This is a genomic window from Paenibacillus sp. BAC0078 (assembly GCF_054483875.1).
The window spans coordinates 96,422-115,762 of record NZ_JBTLRW010000013.1 but is presented as its reverse complement, the minus strand read 5'-3'; the positions used below and the strand labels follow the sequence as shown (position 1 = coordinate 115,762).

Below are 19,341 nucleotides of genomic sequence, written 5' to 3'. Positions count from 1 at the left end.
AGTTTCTCTGTTTTTTTGACTCACGCCTATATAGAGAAAGGATTGAGAGCTGTGAACCATACAATGCGCAACCGCGCAAAGCTTACCGGGTGGTTATTTATTGCTGCGGCCGTCCTCATGATTTGCCTGTTCTACTTCTATCCGATGATTCAGGCTTTGCTGCTGTCCTTCAAAACGGGCGCGGGAGCAAATCTTCACTTTGACGGATTAAGCAATTATAAACGGCTGTTCAGCGACAAAACCTTTTTTACCGCAGTCAAGAATACTTTCCTGTTCCTGATTGTGCAAGTACCGCTCATGATTATCTTTGCGATGATTATTTCCGTACTGCTTAATGACAGCAAGCTGCGCTTTAAGGGATTTTTCCGTACTGCGATTTTCTTGCCTTGCGTAACCTCGCTTGTAGCCTATTCCGTCGTATTCAAATATCTGTTCGGTAATGACGGACTGGTGAATCTGGCTTTAATGAACCTGCATATTTTATCCGAACCGATTCAGTGGATCTCCGATCCCTTCTGGGCTAAAGTCACCATTATTATTGCAATTACCTGGCGCTGGACGGGATACAATATGATTTTCTTCCTCTCCTCGCTGCAGAACATCGACAACTCCATTTATGAAGCTGCGAAAATTGACGGTGCTTCGGGCCCGAGACAATTTTTCTCGATTACCGTACCGCTGCTCAAGCCGATCATTCTCTTTACGTCGATTACCTCGACCATCGGTACGCTGCAATTGTTCGATGAAATTATGAATATTACCAAGGGAGGTCCCGGCAACGCGACGCTCTCCATTTCCCAATATATTTACAATCTTTCGTTCAAGTACACGCCTGACTTTGGATATGCGGCTACAGTGTCGTATTCTATCGTGGTCATGATTATTATACTGTCCTTCCTTCAAATCAAATTGGCAGGTGATGATAAGTAATGAGAACACTGCGACGTGCCCCTATCTATGTGTTTTTGACTATTGTGGCGATCGTGTCGATTTTTCCGTTTGTGTGGATGATTATCAGCGCGACGAATCTTTCAGTGGATGTGACCCAGGGAAGAATGCTCCCCGGTACTCATCTGTTCGAAAATATTAGAAAGCTGACGGATTCGATCAACCTGGTGCCGGCACTGTGGAATACACTGAAAATTGCCTTGATGACAACTATTCTGGCTCTGCTGATTGCGTCACTGGCCGGATACGGATTTGAAATTTACCGCAGTAAAGCGAAGGATATCGTCTTCAATCTGTTATTATTGTCCATGATGATTCCTTTCGCCGCGCTGATGGTTCCGCTGTATCAAATGTTCTCGAAGCTGACCGGTACGGTTCCGGTTATTGGAGTGAACTCGCTGGCTGCGGTTATTCTCCCGACCTTCACAACGGCGTTTCTGATCTTCTTCTTTCGTCAGAGCTCCAAGATGTTCCCGAGAGAGCTTCTGGAAGCCGGACGGATGGACGGATTGTCAGAGCTGGGATTGTTCTTCCGTATTTATGTTCCAACCATGAAGACGACTTATTCCGCTGCTGCGATTATTACGTTCATGTCCAGTTGGAATAACTACCTCTGGCCGCTGATCGTGCTGCAGACTCCGGAGAAACGGACGATCCCGCTCCTGATCTCGAACCTCGGCTCCAGCTACTCGCCCGATTTCGGTGTTATTATGGCTGCGGTGGTCATCTCCACACTTCCGACAGCACTCGTCTTCTTCCTGATGCAGAAGCAGTTCGTCGCCGGCATGGTTGGTTCCGTGAAATAACACATTAGGAGGGATTGGAAGTGACAGTTAGTCCAAGCTTGAACTGGCTGGAAGATCCGGGCGTATTCAAGGTGAACCGGCTGGAGGCCCATTCGGACCACCGTTATTATTCGAACATGGCTGAAGCAGAGGCCGGAGCACCGATGGATATGCGCTACAGCCTGAACGGGAGCTGGAAATTCAGTTATGCGCCGAATCCGGCCAGCCGTGTAGAAGCATTTTTTACAGAAAGCTATAATTGCTCGGCCTGGGACAGTATCCAGGTTCCCGGACATATCCAGCTGCAGGGGTTCGGCCGGCCGCAATATGTCAATACAATGTATCCGTGGGATGGCCTCAGTGATGTCCGTCCGCCGCATATCCCGCAGGAGCATAACCCGGTCGGCAGCTATGTGAAGGAATTCCGCCTGCCGGCGAATCTGGAGAACGGACCACTGTTTATTTCCTTCCAAGGGGTGGAATCGGCTTTTTATGTCTGGCTTAACGGCGAATTCGTCGGCTATGCCGAGGACAGCTTCACCCCGTCGGAATTTGATCTGACTCCGTATATGCGTGCAGGCAAAAACAAGCTGGCCGTGGAGGTGTATCAGCGCAGTACCGGCGGCTGGCTGGAGGATCAGGATTTCTGGCGGTTCTCAGGCATCTTCCGCGACGTCTATCTGTATACTGTTCCGAAGCACCATATCCGGGACCTTGAGGTACGGGCAGAGCTGGATGATACGTATACTCAAGGTAGCCTGACTGTGCTCATGCAGCTACTTGATACTCCGCAGGAGGCTGTCAGCGCCAGGCTTGAGCTCAAGGATAAAGCCGGTGAGGTACGGCTGAGTAGTAGGGGCGTCTTTAACGGACAGGAGCTTACTCTTTCGGGAGAGGTTGCCGATGTCCTGCTATGGAGCGCAGAGAACCCGTATCTGTACACACTCTGCATTTCGCTTACGGATGCGCAGGGAAATATCATTGAAGCAGTGGTCCAAAAGACCGGCTTCCGCCGGTTCGAGCTGAAGAACAAGCTAATGTGCATCAACGGCAAGCGCATTGTCTTCAAAGGCGTCAACCGCCATGAATTCAACTGCCGCCAAGGCCGGAACATCACCCGAGAAGATATGCTGTGGGATATCCAGACGTTGAAAAGAAGCAATATTAATGCTGTACGCACATCACATTATCCGAATCAAACGTTATGGTATGAGCTGTGTGATGAATACGGCGTTTATGTTATCGATGAAATGAATCTGGAAACCCATGGCTCGTGGCAGAAGATGGGCGCTGTTGAGCCTTCGTGGAACATTCCGGGCAATGACCCGGATTGGCGGGACATCGTTCTGGACCGGGCCGTCTCTATGGTGGAGCGTGATAAGAATCACCCTTCCATTCTGATCTGGTCCTGCGGGAATGAGTCGTATGCGGGACAAGTCATTCTGGATGCGGCGAACTGGTTCCGCAGCCGGGACAACAGCCGCCTTGTCCACTATGAGGGCGTGTTCCACAACCGCGATTATGATGCAACAAGTGATATGGAGAGCCGCATGTACGCCAAGCCGGCAGATATCGAAGAATACCTGAACAATAGTCCGGAGAAGCCTTATATCAGCTGCGAATACATGCATGCGATGGGCAACTCAGTTGGCGGCATGCATAAATACACGGAGCTGGAGAATAAATACCCTATGTACCAGGGCGGGTTCATTTGGGACTATATTGATCAGTCGATCCTTACCAAAGACCGCTTTGGACAGGAGTACTTCGCTTACGGCGGAGATTTCGGGGACCGACCGACAGATTACAGCTTCTGCGGCAACGGCATAGTGTATGCCGACCGGGAGTGGACGCCGAAGCTGCAGGAGGTCAAATTCCTATACCAGAACTACAAGCTGGAGCCGGCCAAGACAGGCATCCGCCTCATTAATGAAAGCTTGTTCGCGGGAACGGAACATCTTACGCTGGAATACAGCCTGTACTGTGAAGGCGAGCTGCTCGGCACTTGGACTGCAGAGGCCAGCGCGGAGCCGCAAAGTGAAATCCTGGTGCCGATAGAGCTGCCGAACTTGGACGAGACACCGGGCGAATACAGCATACAAGCCTCATTACTGCTGAAAAAAGCGGAGCTGTGGGCCGAAGAAGGATATGAAATCGCCTTTGGAGAGTCTGTCTTCGTTGTGCAGGCAGATGCGGAGGCAGAGCAGGCTGCCGGTGAATTGAAGGTTGTAGAAGGGGATGTGCAGATCGGCGTCCTCGGCGAAAACTTCACTGTGCTGTTCTCCAAGCAAGTGGGTTCACTGGTATCGCTGAACTACCACGGCCGTGAGCTGATTGCGGCCCCTCCGGCACCGCTGTTCTGGCGGGCAACGACCGACAATGACAAGGGAACGAATCTCGGCTACAATGCCGGATGCTGGTATGCCGCCAGCCTGGCGCGTAAATGTGTTGAAGTGAGCCTGGCACAAGATGAAGGGACTGTTACAGTAACCTTTGACTACCGGTTCAGCATTCATCCTGATCTGGCGGTGCAGACCGCCTATACCGTCTACGGTGACGGAACGGTCCGGGTAAATACCCGCTATACCGGCGCTGCCGGACTGCCGGATCTGCCGATTGTGGCCTTGTCATTTAAAATGACGGCTGACTACAGCCAGAGTGAATGGTACGCGATGGGACCGGAAGAGAATTATATCGACCGTGCGTTCGGCGCCAGACTTGGTGTGTTCAGCCGGAAGGTGCAGGAGCTGCCATCCCGTTATCTTGTTCCGCAGGAGTCCGGTAACCGTACTGGCGTACGCCGTGTGAAGATTACCGACAACGCGGGAATCGGACTGCAAATCTCAGCCCCGGCAACTGCGCCTGTAGAATGCAATCTGTCGCCGTACACAGCGTTCGAGCTGGAGCATGCCGGCCATGCCTTCGAGCTTCCGCAGGTTCACTACACCGTAGTGACCGTGGCAGGCAGACAAATGGGCGTAGGTGGCGACGACAGCTGGGGAGCGCCGGTGCACAAGGAATACACCATTCCTTCGGACCAGACGCTTGAATATGAGTTCTTTATTTCAAGTGTGGGAACGGAAGAGAAATAGCATATTAGGTTAATTAGAGCTATAACCGGCCTTGGTCCTAAAAAAGCGGGCTGAATTGTATTGCATAAAAAAGTTTGTTAAACTAAAAATACATTTATGAGAGGACTGATGGATGGACAATGATTAACTAATCTATATTTTTATTTGAAATGAATAACTTCAAACTACAAAATATAGGGTTAGTCTATCCATTTTTATAAATCAGTTTTCTTTATTTGTCATGATTCCAGTGGCAACAAAGAACTTATTATAAGCCCAAAGACTAATCCTTCCAATTATAAATTGGGAGGATTTTTTGAGTAAAGGAGAGATAAAAATGAGCGATTCAGATACTATTGTTACGCATGTAATACTCCGTATAAGTCGTTAATATCCATCAAGCTTATACGGAGAAATGTAGTGATGGATATACCGACTTTGTATAAAAAGTAAAAAGTGTTGATATACAAAGGAGGAATCATCATGTCAATGATACAAGTTCAAGACTTAACGTTTTCTTATCCAGGCAGCTTTGACAATATTTTTGAAGGTGTAAATTTTCAAATAGATACGGATTGGAAACTTGGATTTATCGGTAGAAATGGGCGGGGTAAAACAACGTTCTTTAATTTATTATTAGGGAAGTATGAGTATAGCGGGAAAATCACTTCCTCGGTAGAATTTAATTATTTCCCTTATCCAGTTTCGGATAAAAACAAGTACACTCATGAAATCTGTGAGGAAATTTGCCCCCAAGCAGAAGATTGGGAATTTCTTCGTGAAATCTCCTATTTAAATGTTGATGCCGAGGTCATGTACCGGCCTTTTAATACATTATCAAATGGAGAACAAACAAAGGTGTTGCTTGCTGCACTTTTTTTGACTGAGGGTCAATTTCTGTTAATTGATGAGCCAACCAATCATCTAGACACTGAGGCACGAAAGACGGTCTCTGATTATTTAAGGAAGAAAAAAGGGTTTATTCTAATTTCTCATGACAGATTCTTTTTAGATGGATGCGTTGACCATATCTTATCTATAAACAGGGCGAATATTGAAGTGCAAAGCGGTAACTTTTCTTCTTGGAAGTTAAATTTTGATAGACAGCAGGAACACGAAGAGACAACAAATCAGCGTCTGCAAAAAGACATCGGGAGATTAAAACAGTCTTCGAAGCGTTCAGCAGGCTGGTCTAATCAAGTGGAAGCCTCCAAAAACGGGACAACGAATTCGGGTTCTAAGCTGGATAAGGGTTTTGTAGGACATAAAGCGGCAAAGATGATGAAGAGAGCAAAGAACCTTGAATCAAGGCAACAAAAGGCTATTGAGGAAAAGTCAAAGCTGCTAAAAAATGTGGAAAAAACCGAGTCGTTAAAATTAGAACCCTTGGAATTTCCGTCAAATGAGTTGATTGTTTTGGCTGATGTGTCTGTTAAGTACGATGACCAAATAGTGAATAAGCCAATTAGCTTTACAGTTGAACAAGGTGACCGGATTGTACTTGATGGAAAGAACGGAAGCGGGAAAAGCAGTATGTTGAAGCTAATTATGGGAAATCCGATACAACATACAGGCTCAATGAATTTAGGTTCAGGCCTCGTTATTTCCTATGTCGAGCAAGATACTTCTCATTTGAAGGGACGGCTATCGGACTTTATTGAGGAGCATGAGATTGATGAAACGTTATTTAAATCTATTCTGCGCAAGATGGATTTTGACCGGATTCAATTTGAGAAAGACATATCTCATTATTCTGGTGGACAAAAGAAAAAGCTGCTTATAGCCAAAAGCTTATGTGAAAAAGCTCATTTATATATTTGGGATGAACCGTTAAATTTTATTGATATTTATTCGCGCATGCAGATTGAAGAGCTTATTCAAAGATTTAATCCCACAATGGTTATTGTTGAGCATGATCAGGCATTTCAACAAACAGTTGCAACAAAAACTATATCTATGTAGTTAAAAGCATGGCGGTGAGGGGGGACCCAGCACCGCCATGCTTTATTTTTGCAGGATGTTTATCCCATGCTTTTCGATATGACGACTTTTCCCCGTTTCGGGAGCTCTTCGCTTTTGCGGTACGCCTGAAGCAGGCCCTGAGCAGTAAAGGGGTAGATCTCATTGATGTGGATATTCAACTTGTTCTTTTGCATATGGCGGACAATGGATTCAAAGTCGGTACGGTTAGGTTTTGCCTGGAAGAAATGCGCGTTAATGCCGCGGACCGCCCGATATTGATTAATCGTAAATGCCACCACTGAAATATAGGTGCCGCCATCCTTGATAACCGAGTAGTTTTTCTCTCCGATATCTCCTGGCAGCCCGGTTCCGAAGGTGGAAGGGTCCATAGCGGAATCCAACACGATATCGACAGGTGCGGTTATTTTGGCGGCAAAGTCGACTTTTGTGTAGTCGAACACCTCGTCTGCACCAAGCCCTTTAACGAAATCATGATTATAGTCCCTCGCAGTTGCGATAACATATGCTCCATGTTGCTTGGCTAACTGGACCGCCGCATGTCCCACACCTCCGGCTCCGGCTTGAATAAGGATGCGTTGTCCGGGTTGAAGACGGCCATGCTCAAACAGCGCTTGCCAAGCTGTCAGGGCAACCGTAGGCGCGGCGCCTGCTTCTTCGAAGGAAAGACTCTCCGGGATAACGGCAAGGTGATCTTCCTCCACCGCAACATAGTCCATGTAGGAGCCCATCGGAACCATGCCCATAACACGATCCCCCGGCTTGAAGTGACGCACTTTTGCGCCAACCTCTTTTACGATGCCGGCTACATCAATACCAAGAACAAGCGGCAATTGAACCGGAAATTTGTCGGCCATCGGACTCTGAAGAATCGCGCCGCTGCGCAATTGAATATCTGCGGGATTGATGGAAGAGGCGCGCATTTCGACGAGAACCTGTGTGTCCGTAAGTACGGGAACCGGCACTTCCAGTTCCTCTAGTGCTTCGGGGATTCCAAAGCTTGTCAAAGCAATAGCTTTCATGATTAAGCCTCCTTATAAATTGAACATATGTTGAATTTTTAACATAAGTTTTATATTGTGAATGTATCAGGGCGGCAGATGGTGTTCAATGGTTAAAGCAAGCCCGGTTGTTGATTTTTCAACAGAGGGTTTAGATATGTTCATTTTATATGGGCTAAAAGGGGAGAAAGTTATGGACAGGCGTATTCAAAAATCGAGGCAAGCGATTATGAATGCTTTTTTGAGGCTGATGTCGGAAAAGGACTTCGAGAGCATAACGATCAACCAAATTGCGGAAGCAGCGAATGTCAATCGGGGAACGGTGTATCTGCATTTCGCTGACAAGTACGATTTGCGCGATCAGTGCACGGAAGCTCAAATAAACCAGTTACTGCATAATTGTATGCCTGAAGAGGGCTTCGTTCATCTCACTTCCAAAGCCGCGCTTCTGCGCACATTTGAATATTTGGAGCAGCATGCTTCTTTCTATTCCATGATGCTGACGAGCAAGGGAAGTTTGGTTTTCCGAAAGCAAATGGAGACAATATTCCGGCAAAGTCTGAGCGAGCATCTGGATTCGATTAATCTCGATCAGGAGTTGAACAGGGACATTACGGTGCAATTTTTAATTTCAGCGGGAGTGGGTTTATTGGAATGGTGGATTATCCGTTCGATGCCGTATCCGGCAGCGGTTATGGTTGAACAATTTTGGAATCTGCTGAACCGGTTTCAATTGCAAATGTCCGAAGAAAATAGCGTATTGAACAAATAAAAGCCGGGCAGATGCAGGATTTTTTCCTGACATTTGCTCGGCTTTTTTTCTCAAGAATGCCACTTGCTCTGATCCAGCAGCTTAAGCTCCTTGGCCTGAACGATGGCTTTGGTGCGGCGGTTGACTTTTAGCTTGGCGAAGATGTTTTTTACATGGACCTTTACTGTTCCTATGGCGATAATCAGTTGGTCGGCGATTTCTTTATTGGACAATCCTGCTGCGAGTAAGGCGAGCACCTCAAGCTCACGGTCCGTGAGGGGTTCTTCCATTGTCTCTTGCAAAGGCGAGGCTTCTTCAGCCATCCCTGGTTCTGTAGCGGATTGCTCAGCTGAGTTCTGCAGCATACAAATCAATATTCCATTTGACGCCATAGCCTGAAGAACGGCCATTCGTTCCTTTGCGAATACACCGCTTGCCAGCTTATTTTCGAGATAAAGCACGCCAAGCATATTACTATGGACGGTTACCGGAATGCACAGGGCGGACCCGGGCCGGTGCTCCGCAATATACGGGTTATGAATCAGCCAGCTATCCTCACCTCCGGTATAATGGACATCCTCCTGTGTGCGAAAGACGTATCTGATAATGCCTTCCGGCAAGAGGGAGCTGTCATTCATTTCCATAGGCGCCGGGGCAACCTTTGCTTCTGTATCGGCATATACCTGTATGTAGAGTCCATCATTACTGCCCATCAGCAGAGCGCCTTTACTGGCACCTGCATACTTCATTATGGTATTCATAATTTCCGCAAGCACGGTGTCGATGTCCATCTGATTGGTTATTGCCTGAGTTGTTTTGAGGATCGCCGCAAGATCGAAGTTGTCAAAAGCACCAGGCACATTACCAGGATTACCATGGACAGCTACTTCTGCCGTATGCTCTAGAGCACTTCGTCCCGCCGGAATTGGTACGCTTTCGGATGCCGGATCAGCATTTTCACGCTGCTGCCAGTGCTGCAGGAGCTTCTCCACCTGTGTCAGCTTCACTTGTACACCCCACTCAGTATATGCCTCGAAGGCCAATTGCAAATAAAATAAAGCAGTTTTCTTATTGCCCCGGCTCCAGTAATGGCTGGCGGCAAGCTCGCCCGAAAGGCTTGTTATTTGAATATCATCCTGCTCTCTCGCTCCGCGTATGGCTTTATCGTACAGCTCCTCAGCCCTCATGAATTCGCCGGAGGCACGCGCAAATTCGGCTTGAAGGAGATCGGATCTGGGCCGGTAATTATCCGGGCTGAGCGCTGCCCATTTTTTGTAACGCTGAAGATTGCTTAGCAGGCGTTTTTTAGTATTGGCCTCTTTCCATGACTGTGCAGGACCGGCTAATAACGCGAGTGATTCGTATAAAAGGCATTCCGGCAAATGCGGCAGGTGTGTGGCGTAGTCTTCATAAGGCTCCGCTTGCCGGGCCCAGCGGATGGCTTCCGCATGATTGCCGAGCAAATAGCAAAGCTGAGCTTTATAAGTATTGTATTGAAAAAAGGTGGTGGCTGAAGTCTCCTCCATCTGAATCCGGCTCAGAAAATCCCCTTCGTCAAAGCCCGCGTTGTTGAAGGAGTCCGGCGCTGCCGTCCCGCCCTGAAGGGCAAGAATGAATTGCTGATACAGGTAAAAGTTCTGCTTCACGAACTCGTCATTTGTGGTATCCAGGATCACCATATACTCGGCTATCGTTCTTGCAAGCTCACTTAATGGTGCTCGGGTGTAGAGTGAATTAATATGCGCACCAATGGCATAGCTGGCAAATACATAATCCCCCGATTCCAGACCGAAGCGGAGCGCCTTAGCCAAATAACCCTCACCTTCACGGGCATCTCCGGCAAATTGGCAGAGTACTCCGCCGAACATGGTGTAGGTTTTACTTTTAACTGAAGTGATGTTATACCGCTCGGAAAGCTCCATACCGACCTTGCCGATGGCATAACCTTTGTCATATTTGCCCCGGGCATTCCCCAAAAGCATGCCATAAGCGGAATAAACGGCCGCGGAAACAGGGGTATTTCCATATTTCAGGGATAATTGAATGGCTCTGCAGATCAGCAGGAAAAAGATCTTTTTATTCGTGAAAAAGGTTGAAGGAATTATCGCCAGAATGAGATTCATTGCGGCAATCCGGTCTTTATCGGACATTTCCTCCAAATCAGCGAGCTTGTCATACCGGTTGCGCAGCAGCACCTCAATTCGCATTGCTTCAATTAATAGTACGAATTTGCCCGGATTGGGTGAAATGATAATTTGGTGCTCCTGCAGGCTCTCAAGACCAAGTGCAGTGCCTTCCAAATATTTGCCTTGATTTATGTATTGCATGATCCGGATCATTTGCACCCTGCTCCGCTCAGCCGTATTGCGCGCATGATCAAGCAGGAAATTGATTTGCCTGTCAGACTCCCTGGAATTTCCGCATAAATATTCACATTCCGCTTGCTCCGCATGCAGCTCGAAACAGAGCTCGAAGGCATTGTTCCAAGCTTCTGCCGGCAGAAGCTCTACCCCTTTTCTGAAATACCCCAGCGCAACATCGTAGGCGGAAGCAGCCTTGGCGCGGTTTCCCGCAGCAAGGTTTAATTGTACAAGCTCAAGGTTCTCCACTGCTTCCGTTATTCGGCTTGAGCCTCTATTCAAATGGTTGACGACATCAAATGAAGTCTCTTCATACCCGTCATCCTGCAAGCTTCGGCCTATGCGAATATGAATGGCCTGTTTCGTTTCATCATCCATCTGACTGTAAATCAGCTTCTGGATATTATCGTGGGCAAACCGGAATTTATCTGTATCATATGGCAAAATCATCCCTTCGGCTTCAATCGCGGCCCATTCAGTAATGGCCTCCCCGATCTTCCGGTTGGCAACGTAGGCAATCAAATGCGGGTGGAAGGTGCTTCCTACACAAGCGGCAATTTGGAGCAGCTCCTGCGCAGCACCCGAGAGACGCTGAAATCTGTGCTCCATTAAATCATTGATGGCATAGTTAGGCTCCTGACCAATAATCTGCCCCAAATTCCATTGCCAGCTTTGGTTTCCGTGGTTGTATTGCAGAATGCCGTCGTCCTGCAGGTGCAGCAATATTTGCTTGAAATGAAAAGGGTTGCCGCCTGATTTGTGATACAGCAGCTCTGTTAAGGACATTGCGGCATCCGCCCCGCTATTCAGCGTCTCCATCACGATATGGTTCATTTGCTCAAGGCTCAGCGGCGACAGATGAATATGGCGGATCACGGCTTGGTCGGTAACGCTTCCGTCCGGCTCGTACCCCGGCAGCTTGCTAAGGTCGATATCGTTATGGCGATAGGTGCAGACAAACAGCAAATATTGGCATTCCGGGTCGCATAGCAGCGCATGAATTAATTGCAGCGACGAAGAATCCGCCCATTGCAGGTCATCGATAAACAGGACAAGGGGATGTTCTTTGGAAGCCAGCGCCTGAACAAATTTGCGAAAAACATAGATGAACCGTTTCTTCGATTCATTGGCCGGAAGCTCTTCTGCAGCCGGTGTGGCGCCAAGGATCAGCTCGGCTTCAGGGATAATCGCAGTAATCACGTTGGCGCTTGCCCCAAGTGTCTCCTGCAGCTTAAGTTTCCACAACTCCGACTGCTCCTTGCGTTCACCCAGCAAATGCCGCATTAATCCACGAAAGGCTTGAATGATCGGATGATAAGGGCTTTCTTTGGATATTTGCTCGAATTTTCCGGTGATATAGAAAAAATTGCGGGCATGCCGCTGCTTGCGAAAAACCTCGTCTATGAGGCTTGTTTTGCCAATGCCGGCTTCGCCTGATATGTAGACCATTTCTGTTGACCCGAAGCAAGCGGAATAAAAGGCCTGGTTGAGCATTGACATTTCATACTCTCTACCATGAAACCCTGGTTCCATAACAAAGGTATTGTGAGAGCGTCCGATTTTGTCTAAGTCTGCCAATAGAAAGCCGGCATTCTGATAGCGATTATCCGGATTTTTGTCGAGCAATTTCATGACAATAGCTTCCAGGCCATCAGGCAAATGCCTATGCTCATGAGTCAGCGGAGGAGGGACTTGTGTCAGGTGCAGGTACACCCATTCGAGCGGACCCTCGGCCAGGAAAGGCAAATGCCCGGCCCAGATTTCATAGAAAATAACACCTAAAGAATACAGATCGCTGCGCTCATCCACTGTCCGCAGCATTCTGCCTGTATTCTCGGGTGAGCAATAGGGCAGGCCTGAGTCAGACATACTGTAGCCAGCCGGACGGACATAACCGTCATCCGAACGATGCACCGCATAACCGGAATCTATTAAATAGGCCTCTTGCCCCTTGGAACGAACAACGATTCTCTCCGGCCGTAAATCGAGATGAAGGGTCTGTTGCTGATGAAGCTGCAGGACACCGGCCACGATAGATCTGGCGAGTACGAGAAATGCCTCGGGATTCATGCAGGTTTGTTCATTCATGAATTCCCTAAGCGTCATACCCGCATCATGCCCCGGCATTACACCAGAGTCACGTTGCTCAAGTCTTGTATTTCCGGTAACACTGTCAAATTGTTGGTCAACTTTCATTCTCGGACACCTCTACTATTGGGCTAACTAGCGATTACATTCTATTGTAATAGAAGATACAACTTTTTAGGTATAGAGAATTTTAAGTAATGGCTTTATTCTGGGAGCATGACTTATTTGGCTGAATTAAAGAATCGGGAAGGTCTGGGTGAACGAATATGATGAATGCCTTCTATGCTTTTATTACTACTCTTATTTTTGGAGTTGTTATCTATGTGAAGATTTGGTGGGATGGCCCCGGGCTAAGCTTTAAATTTTCAAAATGGTATTTTGGTATTTTTTTCGTTGCGGCGTTGATTGTTGGGGGAGGCACTTTTTTCGTGAGTTAAGTCATATATCGGTAACCCAATTCGGATTTGGTAGATAAAGCTGCAACTTACATAAGCGTTCTTTCGATTGATCGGAAAGTCAAGAATGGAGGATATTTAATGCAAGCTATAAAACGATACAAGCGCTGGATTGCTATGTTTCTTATATTCATGATTGCTTTAAGTCCGGCTTCTGAAGGATATGTGTCTGCGGCAGGTCCAGTGGTATTGGATCAAAAGCAGGAAAATGGAACTGGAAATTCATGGGTTAATGCTGATTATGCAAGATATCAGACTTTTACTCCGGAGATTGCCGGAAATCTTAGCAGGATTGATCTGAACATTGCGAGTATCTTCGGTTCATCAGGAGCCCTGAAGCTGAAAATTTATAAGGAAAGCGACCTTTCGACATTGCTCGCTGAAGCGCAATTGGCTTCTTACAGTTCAGGCTGGACGTCGGTTGATTTCTCAGGAACATTGCCTTATTTGAAGAAGGATACGATGTATAGAATGGTCGCTTCCACGGAATTCGGAGGAGGATCGAATGGCTTCGGATGGAATATGAGCGGTGGCAACCCGTACACAAGAGGAGACTCTCCGGCGACCAATTATGACTATTCTTTCAGGACGTACATGATTGCCGATTATTCGACATCCCCCGCATTAAGCGGGATATCAAGTAGCGTATCCAGTCTTGTAGCGGACGGAGCGAGTCAGACGACAGTGACGGTGACGCTGAAGGATGCCCAGGGCAATGCCCTGACTACCGGAGGGGCGATGGTGGGGATCACATCGACTTCGGGTACGGTTAGTACCGTAACGGATAACAATAACGGGACCTACACGGCGACGCTGACAGCGTCGACAACGGCAGGGACCGCAACGGTAAGTGGCACATTAAACGGCATTCCGTTGGGAGGTACAACGGCGGTCCAATTCGTGCCGGGGTCACCATCCAGTGCAAACAGCACGTTAACAGTGGGCAGTAGCTCGCTGACGGCTGACGGCACGAGTCAGACGACAGTAACCGTGAAGCTGAAGGATGCGCAGGGCAATGCCTTGACCACCGGAGGAGCAACGGTGGCGATTACATCAACGTCAGGTACGATCAGCGCCGTCACGGATAAGAACAATGGGACCTACACGGCAACGCTGACAGCGCCGACAGCGGTAGGGACCGCAACAGTCAGTGCCACAGTCGGCGGCACTGCGTTGCCAGGCACGGCCACGGTCCAGTTCGTGGTCGGGTCACCGTCCAGTGCGAGCAGCACGGTAGCAGTGGGGAGTAGCTCACTGACGGCTGACGGAACGAGTCAGACGACAGTAACCGTGAAGCTGAAGGATGCGCAGGGCAATGCCTTGACCACCGGAGGAGCGACGGTGACGATCACAACAACTTCGGGTACGCTTAGCCCTATAACCGATAATAATAACGGGACCTATACGACAACGCTGACGGCTCCAACAACGGCAGGAAGTGCGACGGTCGTTGCCACAGTGGGCGGCACTGCGTTAACAAGCACGGCCACGGTGCAGTTCGTGGCTGGAGCACCATCCAGTGCGAACAGTACGGTAGCAGTGGGGAGCAGCTCTTTGACAGCTGACGGAACGAGTCAGACGACAGTAACTGTGAAGCTGAAGGATGCACAGGGCAATGTTATTACCACCGGAGGAGCGACGGTGGCGATTACATCAACGTTAGGTGCGGTTAGCGCCGTAACGGACAACCACAACGGGACCTACACGGCGGTGCTGACAGCGCCGGTAACGGCAGGGACCGCGACAGTCAGTGCCAGTGAAGGCGGCACTGCGCTCTCAGGGACGGTCACGGTGCAGTTCGTGGCCGGAGCTCCGTCCAATGCGAATAGTACGTTAGCAGTGGGGAGTAACTCGCTGACGGCTGACGGAACGAGTCAGACGGCAGTCACCGTGAAGCTGAAGGATGCACAGGGCAATGTTATTACCACCGGAGGAGCGACGGTGGTGATTACATCGACGTTAGGTACGGTAAGCACCGTAACGGACAACCATAACGGGACCTACACGGCGGCGCTGACAGCGCCGGTAACGGTAGGGACCGCGACAGTCAGTGCCAGTGTAGGCGGCACTGCGCTCTCAGGGACGGCCACGGTGCAGTTCGTGGCCGGAGCGCCTTCCAGCGCGAATAGCACGCTGGCCGTGGGCAATAGCTCTTTGACGGCTGACGGAACGAGTCAGACGACAGTGACTGTGAAGCTAAAGGATGCACAGGGCAATGCCTTGACCACCGGAGGAGCGACGGTGGTGATTACATCGACGTTAGGTGCGGTTAGCGCCGTAACGGATAACCACAACGGGACCTACACGGCGGCGCTGACAGCGCCGGTAACGGTAGGGACCGCGACAGTCAGTGCCAGCGTAGGCGGCACTGCGCTCTCAGGGACGGCCACGGTGCAGTTCGTGGCCGGAGCGCCGTCCAGTGCGAACAGTGCGTTAGCAGTGGCGGATAGCTCTTTGACGGCTGACGGAACGAGTCAGACGACAGTGACCGTGAAGCTGAAGGATGCACAGGGGAATGTTATTACCACCGGAGGGGCGACGGTGGCGATTACAACAACTTCGGGTACGGTAAGCACCGTAACCGATAACCATAACGGGACCTACACGGCGGTGCTGACAGCGCCGGTAACGGTAGGGACCGCGACAGTCAGTGCCAGTGTAGGCGGCAGTGAGCTGACCTCTAAGGCAACGGTGCAGTTCGTGCCCGGCGCAGCATCCAGCGCGACCAGCATGCTAGCGGTGGGCAATAGTTCTTTGACGGCTGACGGCACGAGTCAGACGACAGTGACTGTGAAGCTGAAGGATGCACAGGGCAATGCCCTGACCACCGGAGGAGCGACGGTGGCAATTACCTCGACGTTAGGTGCGGTTAGCGCCGTAACGGATAACCATAACGGGACCTACACGGCGGCGCTGACAGCGCCGGTAGCGGTAGGGACCGCGACAGTCAGTGCCAGTGTAGGCGGCAGTGAACTGTCCTCCACGGCCACGGTGCAGTTCGTGGCCGGAGCGCCGTCCAGTGCGAGCAGCACGCTAGCAGTGGGCAATAGCTCGCTGACGGCTGACGGAACAAGTCAGACGACAGTAACCGTGAAGCTGAAGGATGCACAGGGCAATGCCTTGACCACCGGAGGAGCGACGGTGGCGGTTACATCAACGTTAGGTACAGTTAGTACCGTAACGGACAACCATAACGGAACCTACACGGCGACACTAACTGCGCCGACAACGGTAGGGACCGCAACAGTCAGTGCCACAGTAGGTGGCACTGCATTAACCGGAACGGCCACGGTACAGTTCGTGGCCGGGGAGCCATCAGCGGAGAATGGCACAATTGCAGCGGACGATTTTTCGCTGACAGCCGACGGAACGAGTCAGACGGCAATCACCGTGAAGCTGAAGGATGCGCAGGGCAATGCCTTGACTACCGGAGGGGCGGTGGTGCTGATCACATCGACATTAGGTACGGTAGGCACTGTAACGGACAACCAGAACGGAACCTATACGGCGACACTGACAGCGCCGACAACAGTAGGGACCGCGAAGATCAGTGCAACTGTGAATGGCGGTGCGCTGGCCTCGGCGGTATTAGTTCAGCTTTTACCAGGCGATGTGAGTTCATCTCACTCCACAATGACGGCAAGCGACCTGGTCGTGCGGGCAGATGGCAACAGCCAAGCCACAATCTTCGTGAAGCTTAAAGACGCATACGACCATCCGTTTGCTGGAAAACGGGTACAGCTGCATGCTCAAGACGGAAGCTCTGTCACGGAAGCCGTTTATGAAGATTCTGTTGCCAAAGCCGTTTATGGAAGCTCTGTGTCCAAAGAGGTTTATGGATGGACCAATGCGGAGGGGCTTGCCACATTTGTGGTCAGCAATGTAGCGGCTGAGAAAGTGACCTATTCTGCAAAGGAAGAAGCAAGTGGCATAACGCTAGATCAGACTGTGAGTATTACTTTTACGTACGACCAGCCGCCTGTTATCGGACTGCAGGCTGATCCCGTCACTCCGACCTTTGGCAGTGTAAATATTACAGTCACAGCATCTGCGTACGGTGAATTCAACAGCATTTCTTCGATAAAGTGGGCGGCAGGAAGCCGTTCGATAGCTTATTTTGATACACAGGGTACGGAAGTTAAGGACCATTTCACCGTACAGGAGAATGGAATTTATTCAGTCTATGTGGCAGATACAGCGGGCAACGCGAATGTCAGCCAGATTGATGTTCAGAACATCGTTCCTTTGAGCAGCAATGCGAACTTGATAGGCTGGCAGCTGATCGGACTCGGCGGGACGGTGAAGTTTGATTTTGATCCTGGAAAAATAAACAATTGGCTGGAAGTCAGCAATGCGGTGCATGGGCTGAAAATGCTGCTGACCCCCGCAGATGTGTACTCTGCCGTCTATGTCAACGGACTCCAGGTAGACAGCAATTCGCTAACCAAGGAGTATGATCTTGCAACGGGTCAAAATAAATTCGAAGCCCGTGTCAAAGCGCAAGACGGTTCCAATAAAACGTATACGCTCAACGTGATCCGGTCAGCGGCCAGTTCTGCTCCAAGCCCTGTTCCGAGTCCAACTCCAACTCCGAGTCCCGTTCCGAGTTCTGTTCCGAGCAGTCCTTCGGTTACTCCAAACTCTCCAAGCCAGACTTCTACGGGGTTTGCTCCTGTGGTTTGGATTAATGATAAGAAAGTAACGGGGCTGGCGACACTTCATACGGATGCAAATGGAGCGAAAACGATCGACGTTCTGCTGAATATGGATAATCTGCGCCAGGTCCTCGATTCACTGTCCAATCCTTCTGAAGCTAATCTCTCGGTTTCAATTGAAGATGCGGCAGATAAACTGGTGCTAAGACTTCCCGGCAATGCAGTCCCGCTCCTGGCTGAGAAGGCAGCTGACATTACTTTGAAAACTCAGCATGGTAAATATCGCTTGCCGCTAGCTGAGATTACAGACCAGGAGTCCGCTTGGACGAATGATACGGAAGTCCAGATCGTAATTGAGCGTGGCAACCGGGAAGCGGGCTTGCAGGAAGCAGTGCGTACAAATGGTTTTGGGCTAGTGGCAGATCCGGTTCATTTCAATGTACTTGTAATGCGTAATGGCGGGAAAAAAGAGATTTCGCGCTTCAGCCATTATGTGGAGAGGGTTATCTACTTATCCTCTGATGCCGGAGCGGCATCAACGGCTATTGTATGGGATCAGAGCTCCGGAGTACGCCCGGTCCCGACAAAATTCATTACAGTTGATGGACGTCGTGCCGCTGTCATTCGCAGTCTCACGAACAGCACCTACGCAGTGGTATCCAAAGCGTCCCAATTAACAGATATTCAAAAGCATTGGGCTGAGCCGGAAATTTCCAGCATGAGCAATAGAATGATCGTACAGGGAACAGAAGGAGGCCGCTTTGCGCCTGAAGCGGTAATTACCCGGGCTGAATTGGCGGCAATGCTGGCAAGGGCGCTGGGATTGGCACAAGGGGATAACTCAGCCGGGTTCCGTGATGTAGGCGGCTTGAGCTGGTATAGCGGCGCTATAGCAGCAGTAAAAGCATACGGAATTATGGATGGCTTCGAGGATGGATCATTTAGACCGAACCAGAAGGTGTCGCGGCAAGAAGCAGTTGTCACCGTCATACGGGCGCTGCGGCTGGCCGATAATGGTGCGCTAACGGGCAGTGCTGGAGCCAAAGTGGATTTAGCCGTCTACGCGGACAGCGGCCAAATCGGCGGCTGGGCGAGCGAAGCGCTGCGGACAGCGATTTATGCGGGGCTGATAAAGGGGTATGGAAATGAGCTGCGTCCGCAGAAGCCATTAACCCGTGCAGAAACAGCCGTGCTGCTGTACCGGATGCTGCAACAAGCAGGATTAATTGAGGGGTAATCAATAAAAT

At 49.8% G+C, this 19,341-nt stretch carries 8 protein-coding genes; 6 read left to right on the top strand and 2 right to left on the bottom strand.

Annotation, left to right across the window (positions count from 1 at the left end):
- Positions 1-63 precede the first annotated feature (63 nt).
- The 4 genes from ACX1DY_RS21985 (at position 64) to ACX1DY_RS21970 (ending at position 6,766) form a co-directional block, all read left to right on the top strand.
- On the top strand, positions 64-930 hold the full coding sequence (locus ACX1DY_RS21985) for a carbohydrate ABC transporter permease (RefSeq protein WP_458966379.1): 867 nt from the start codon (positions 64-66) through the stop codon (positions 928-930).
- Positions 930-1,754 (top strand): carbohydrate ABC transporter permease, encoded by an 825-nt coding sequence (locus tag ACX1DY_RS21980; protein ID WP_458966341.1) that lies wholly within the window; start codon positions 930-932, stop codon positions 1,752-1,754. Before ACX1DY_RS21985 ends, ACX1DY_RS21980 begins: the two co-directional genes overlap by 1 nt.
- Positions 1,755-1,774: 20 nt before the next feature.
- Positions 1,775-4,825, top strand: coding sequence for a beta-galactosidase, LacZ type (lacZ, locus tag ACX1DY_RS21975; protein ID WP_458966340.1), 3,051 nt, complete (start codon positions 1,775-1,777; stop codon positions 4,823-4,825).
- A gap of 462 nt (positions 4,826-5,287) precedes the next feature.
- Positions 5,288-6,766: an Lsa family ABC-F type ribosomal protection protein gene (locus ACX1DY_RS21970; protein WP_458966339.1), complete on the top strand. Its 1,479-nt coding sequence runs from the start codon at positions 5,288-5,290 to the stop codon at positions 6,764-6,766.
- Positions 6,767-6,825: 59 nt separating this feature from the next.
- Here ACX1DY_RS21970 and ACX1DY_RS21965 read toward each other — a convergent pair whose 3' ends face one another.
- A complete protein-coding gene (locus tag ACX1DY_RS21965; RefSeq protein ID WP_458966338.1) occupies positions 6,826-7,806 on the bottom strand; it encodes an NADP-dependent oxidoreductase in 981 nt (326 codons plus the stop codon).
- Between the two features lie 172 nt (positions 7,807-7,978).
- On the opposite strand from ACX1DY_RS21965, the gene ACX1DY_RS21960 reads away from it, so the two are divergent.
- Positions 7,979-8,557: a TetR/AcrR family transcriptional regulator gene (locus tag ACX1DY_RS21960; RefSeq protein ID WP_458966337.1), complete on the top strand. Its 579-nt coding sequence runs from the start codon at positions 7,979-7,981 to the stop codon at positions 8,555-8,557.
- Between the two features lie 50 nt (positions 8,558-8,607).
- Here ACX1DY_RS21960 and ACX1DY_RS21955 read toward each other — a convergent pair whose 3' ends face one another.
- Entirely contained in the window at positions 8,608-13,092 is a 4,485-nt protein-coding gene (locus ACX1DY_RS21955; RefSeq protein WP_458966336.1) for a helix-turn-helix transcriptional regulator, read from the bottom strand.
- Between the two features lie 428 nt (positions 13,093-13,520).
- On the opposite strand from ACX1DY_RS21955, the gene ACX1DY_RS21950 reads away from it, so the two are divergent.
- Complete coding sequence (locus ACX1DY_RS21950) at positions 13,521-19,331, top strand: invasin domain 3-containing protein (protein WP_458966335.1); 5,811 nt, start codon at positions 13,521-13,523, stop codon at positions 19,329-19,331.
- The last annotated feature ends 10 nt before the right edge of the window (positions 19,332-19,341 follow it).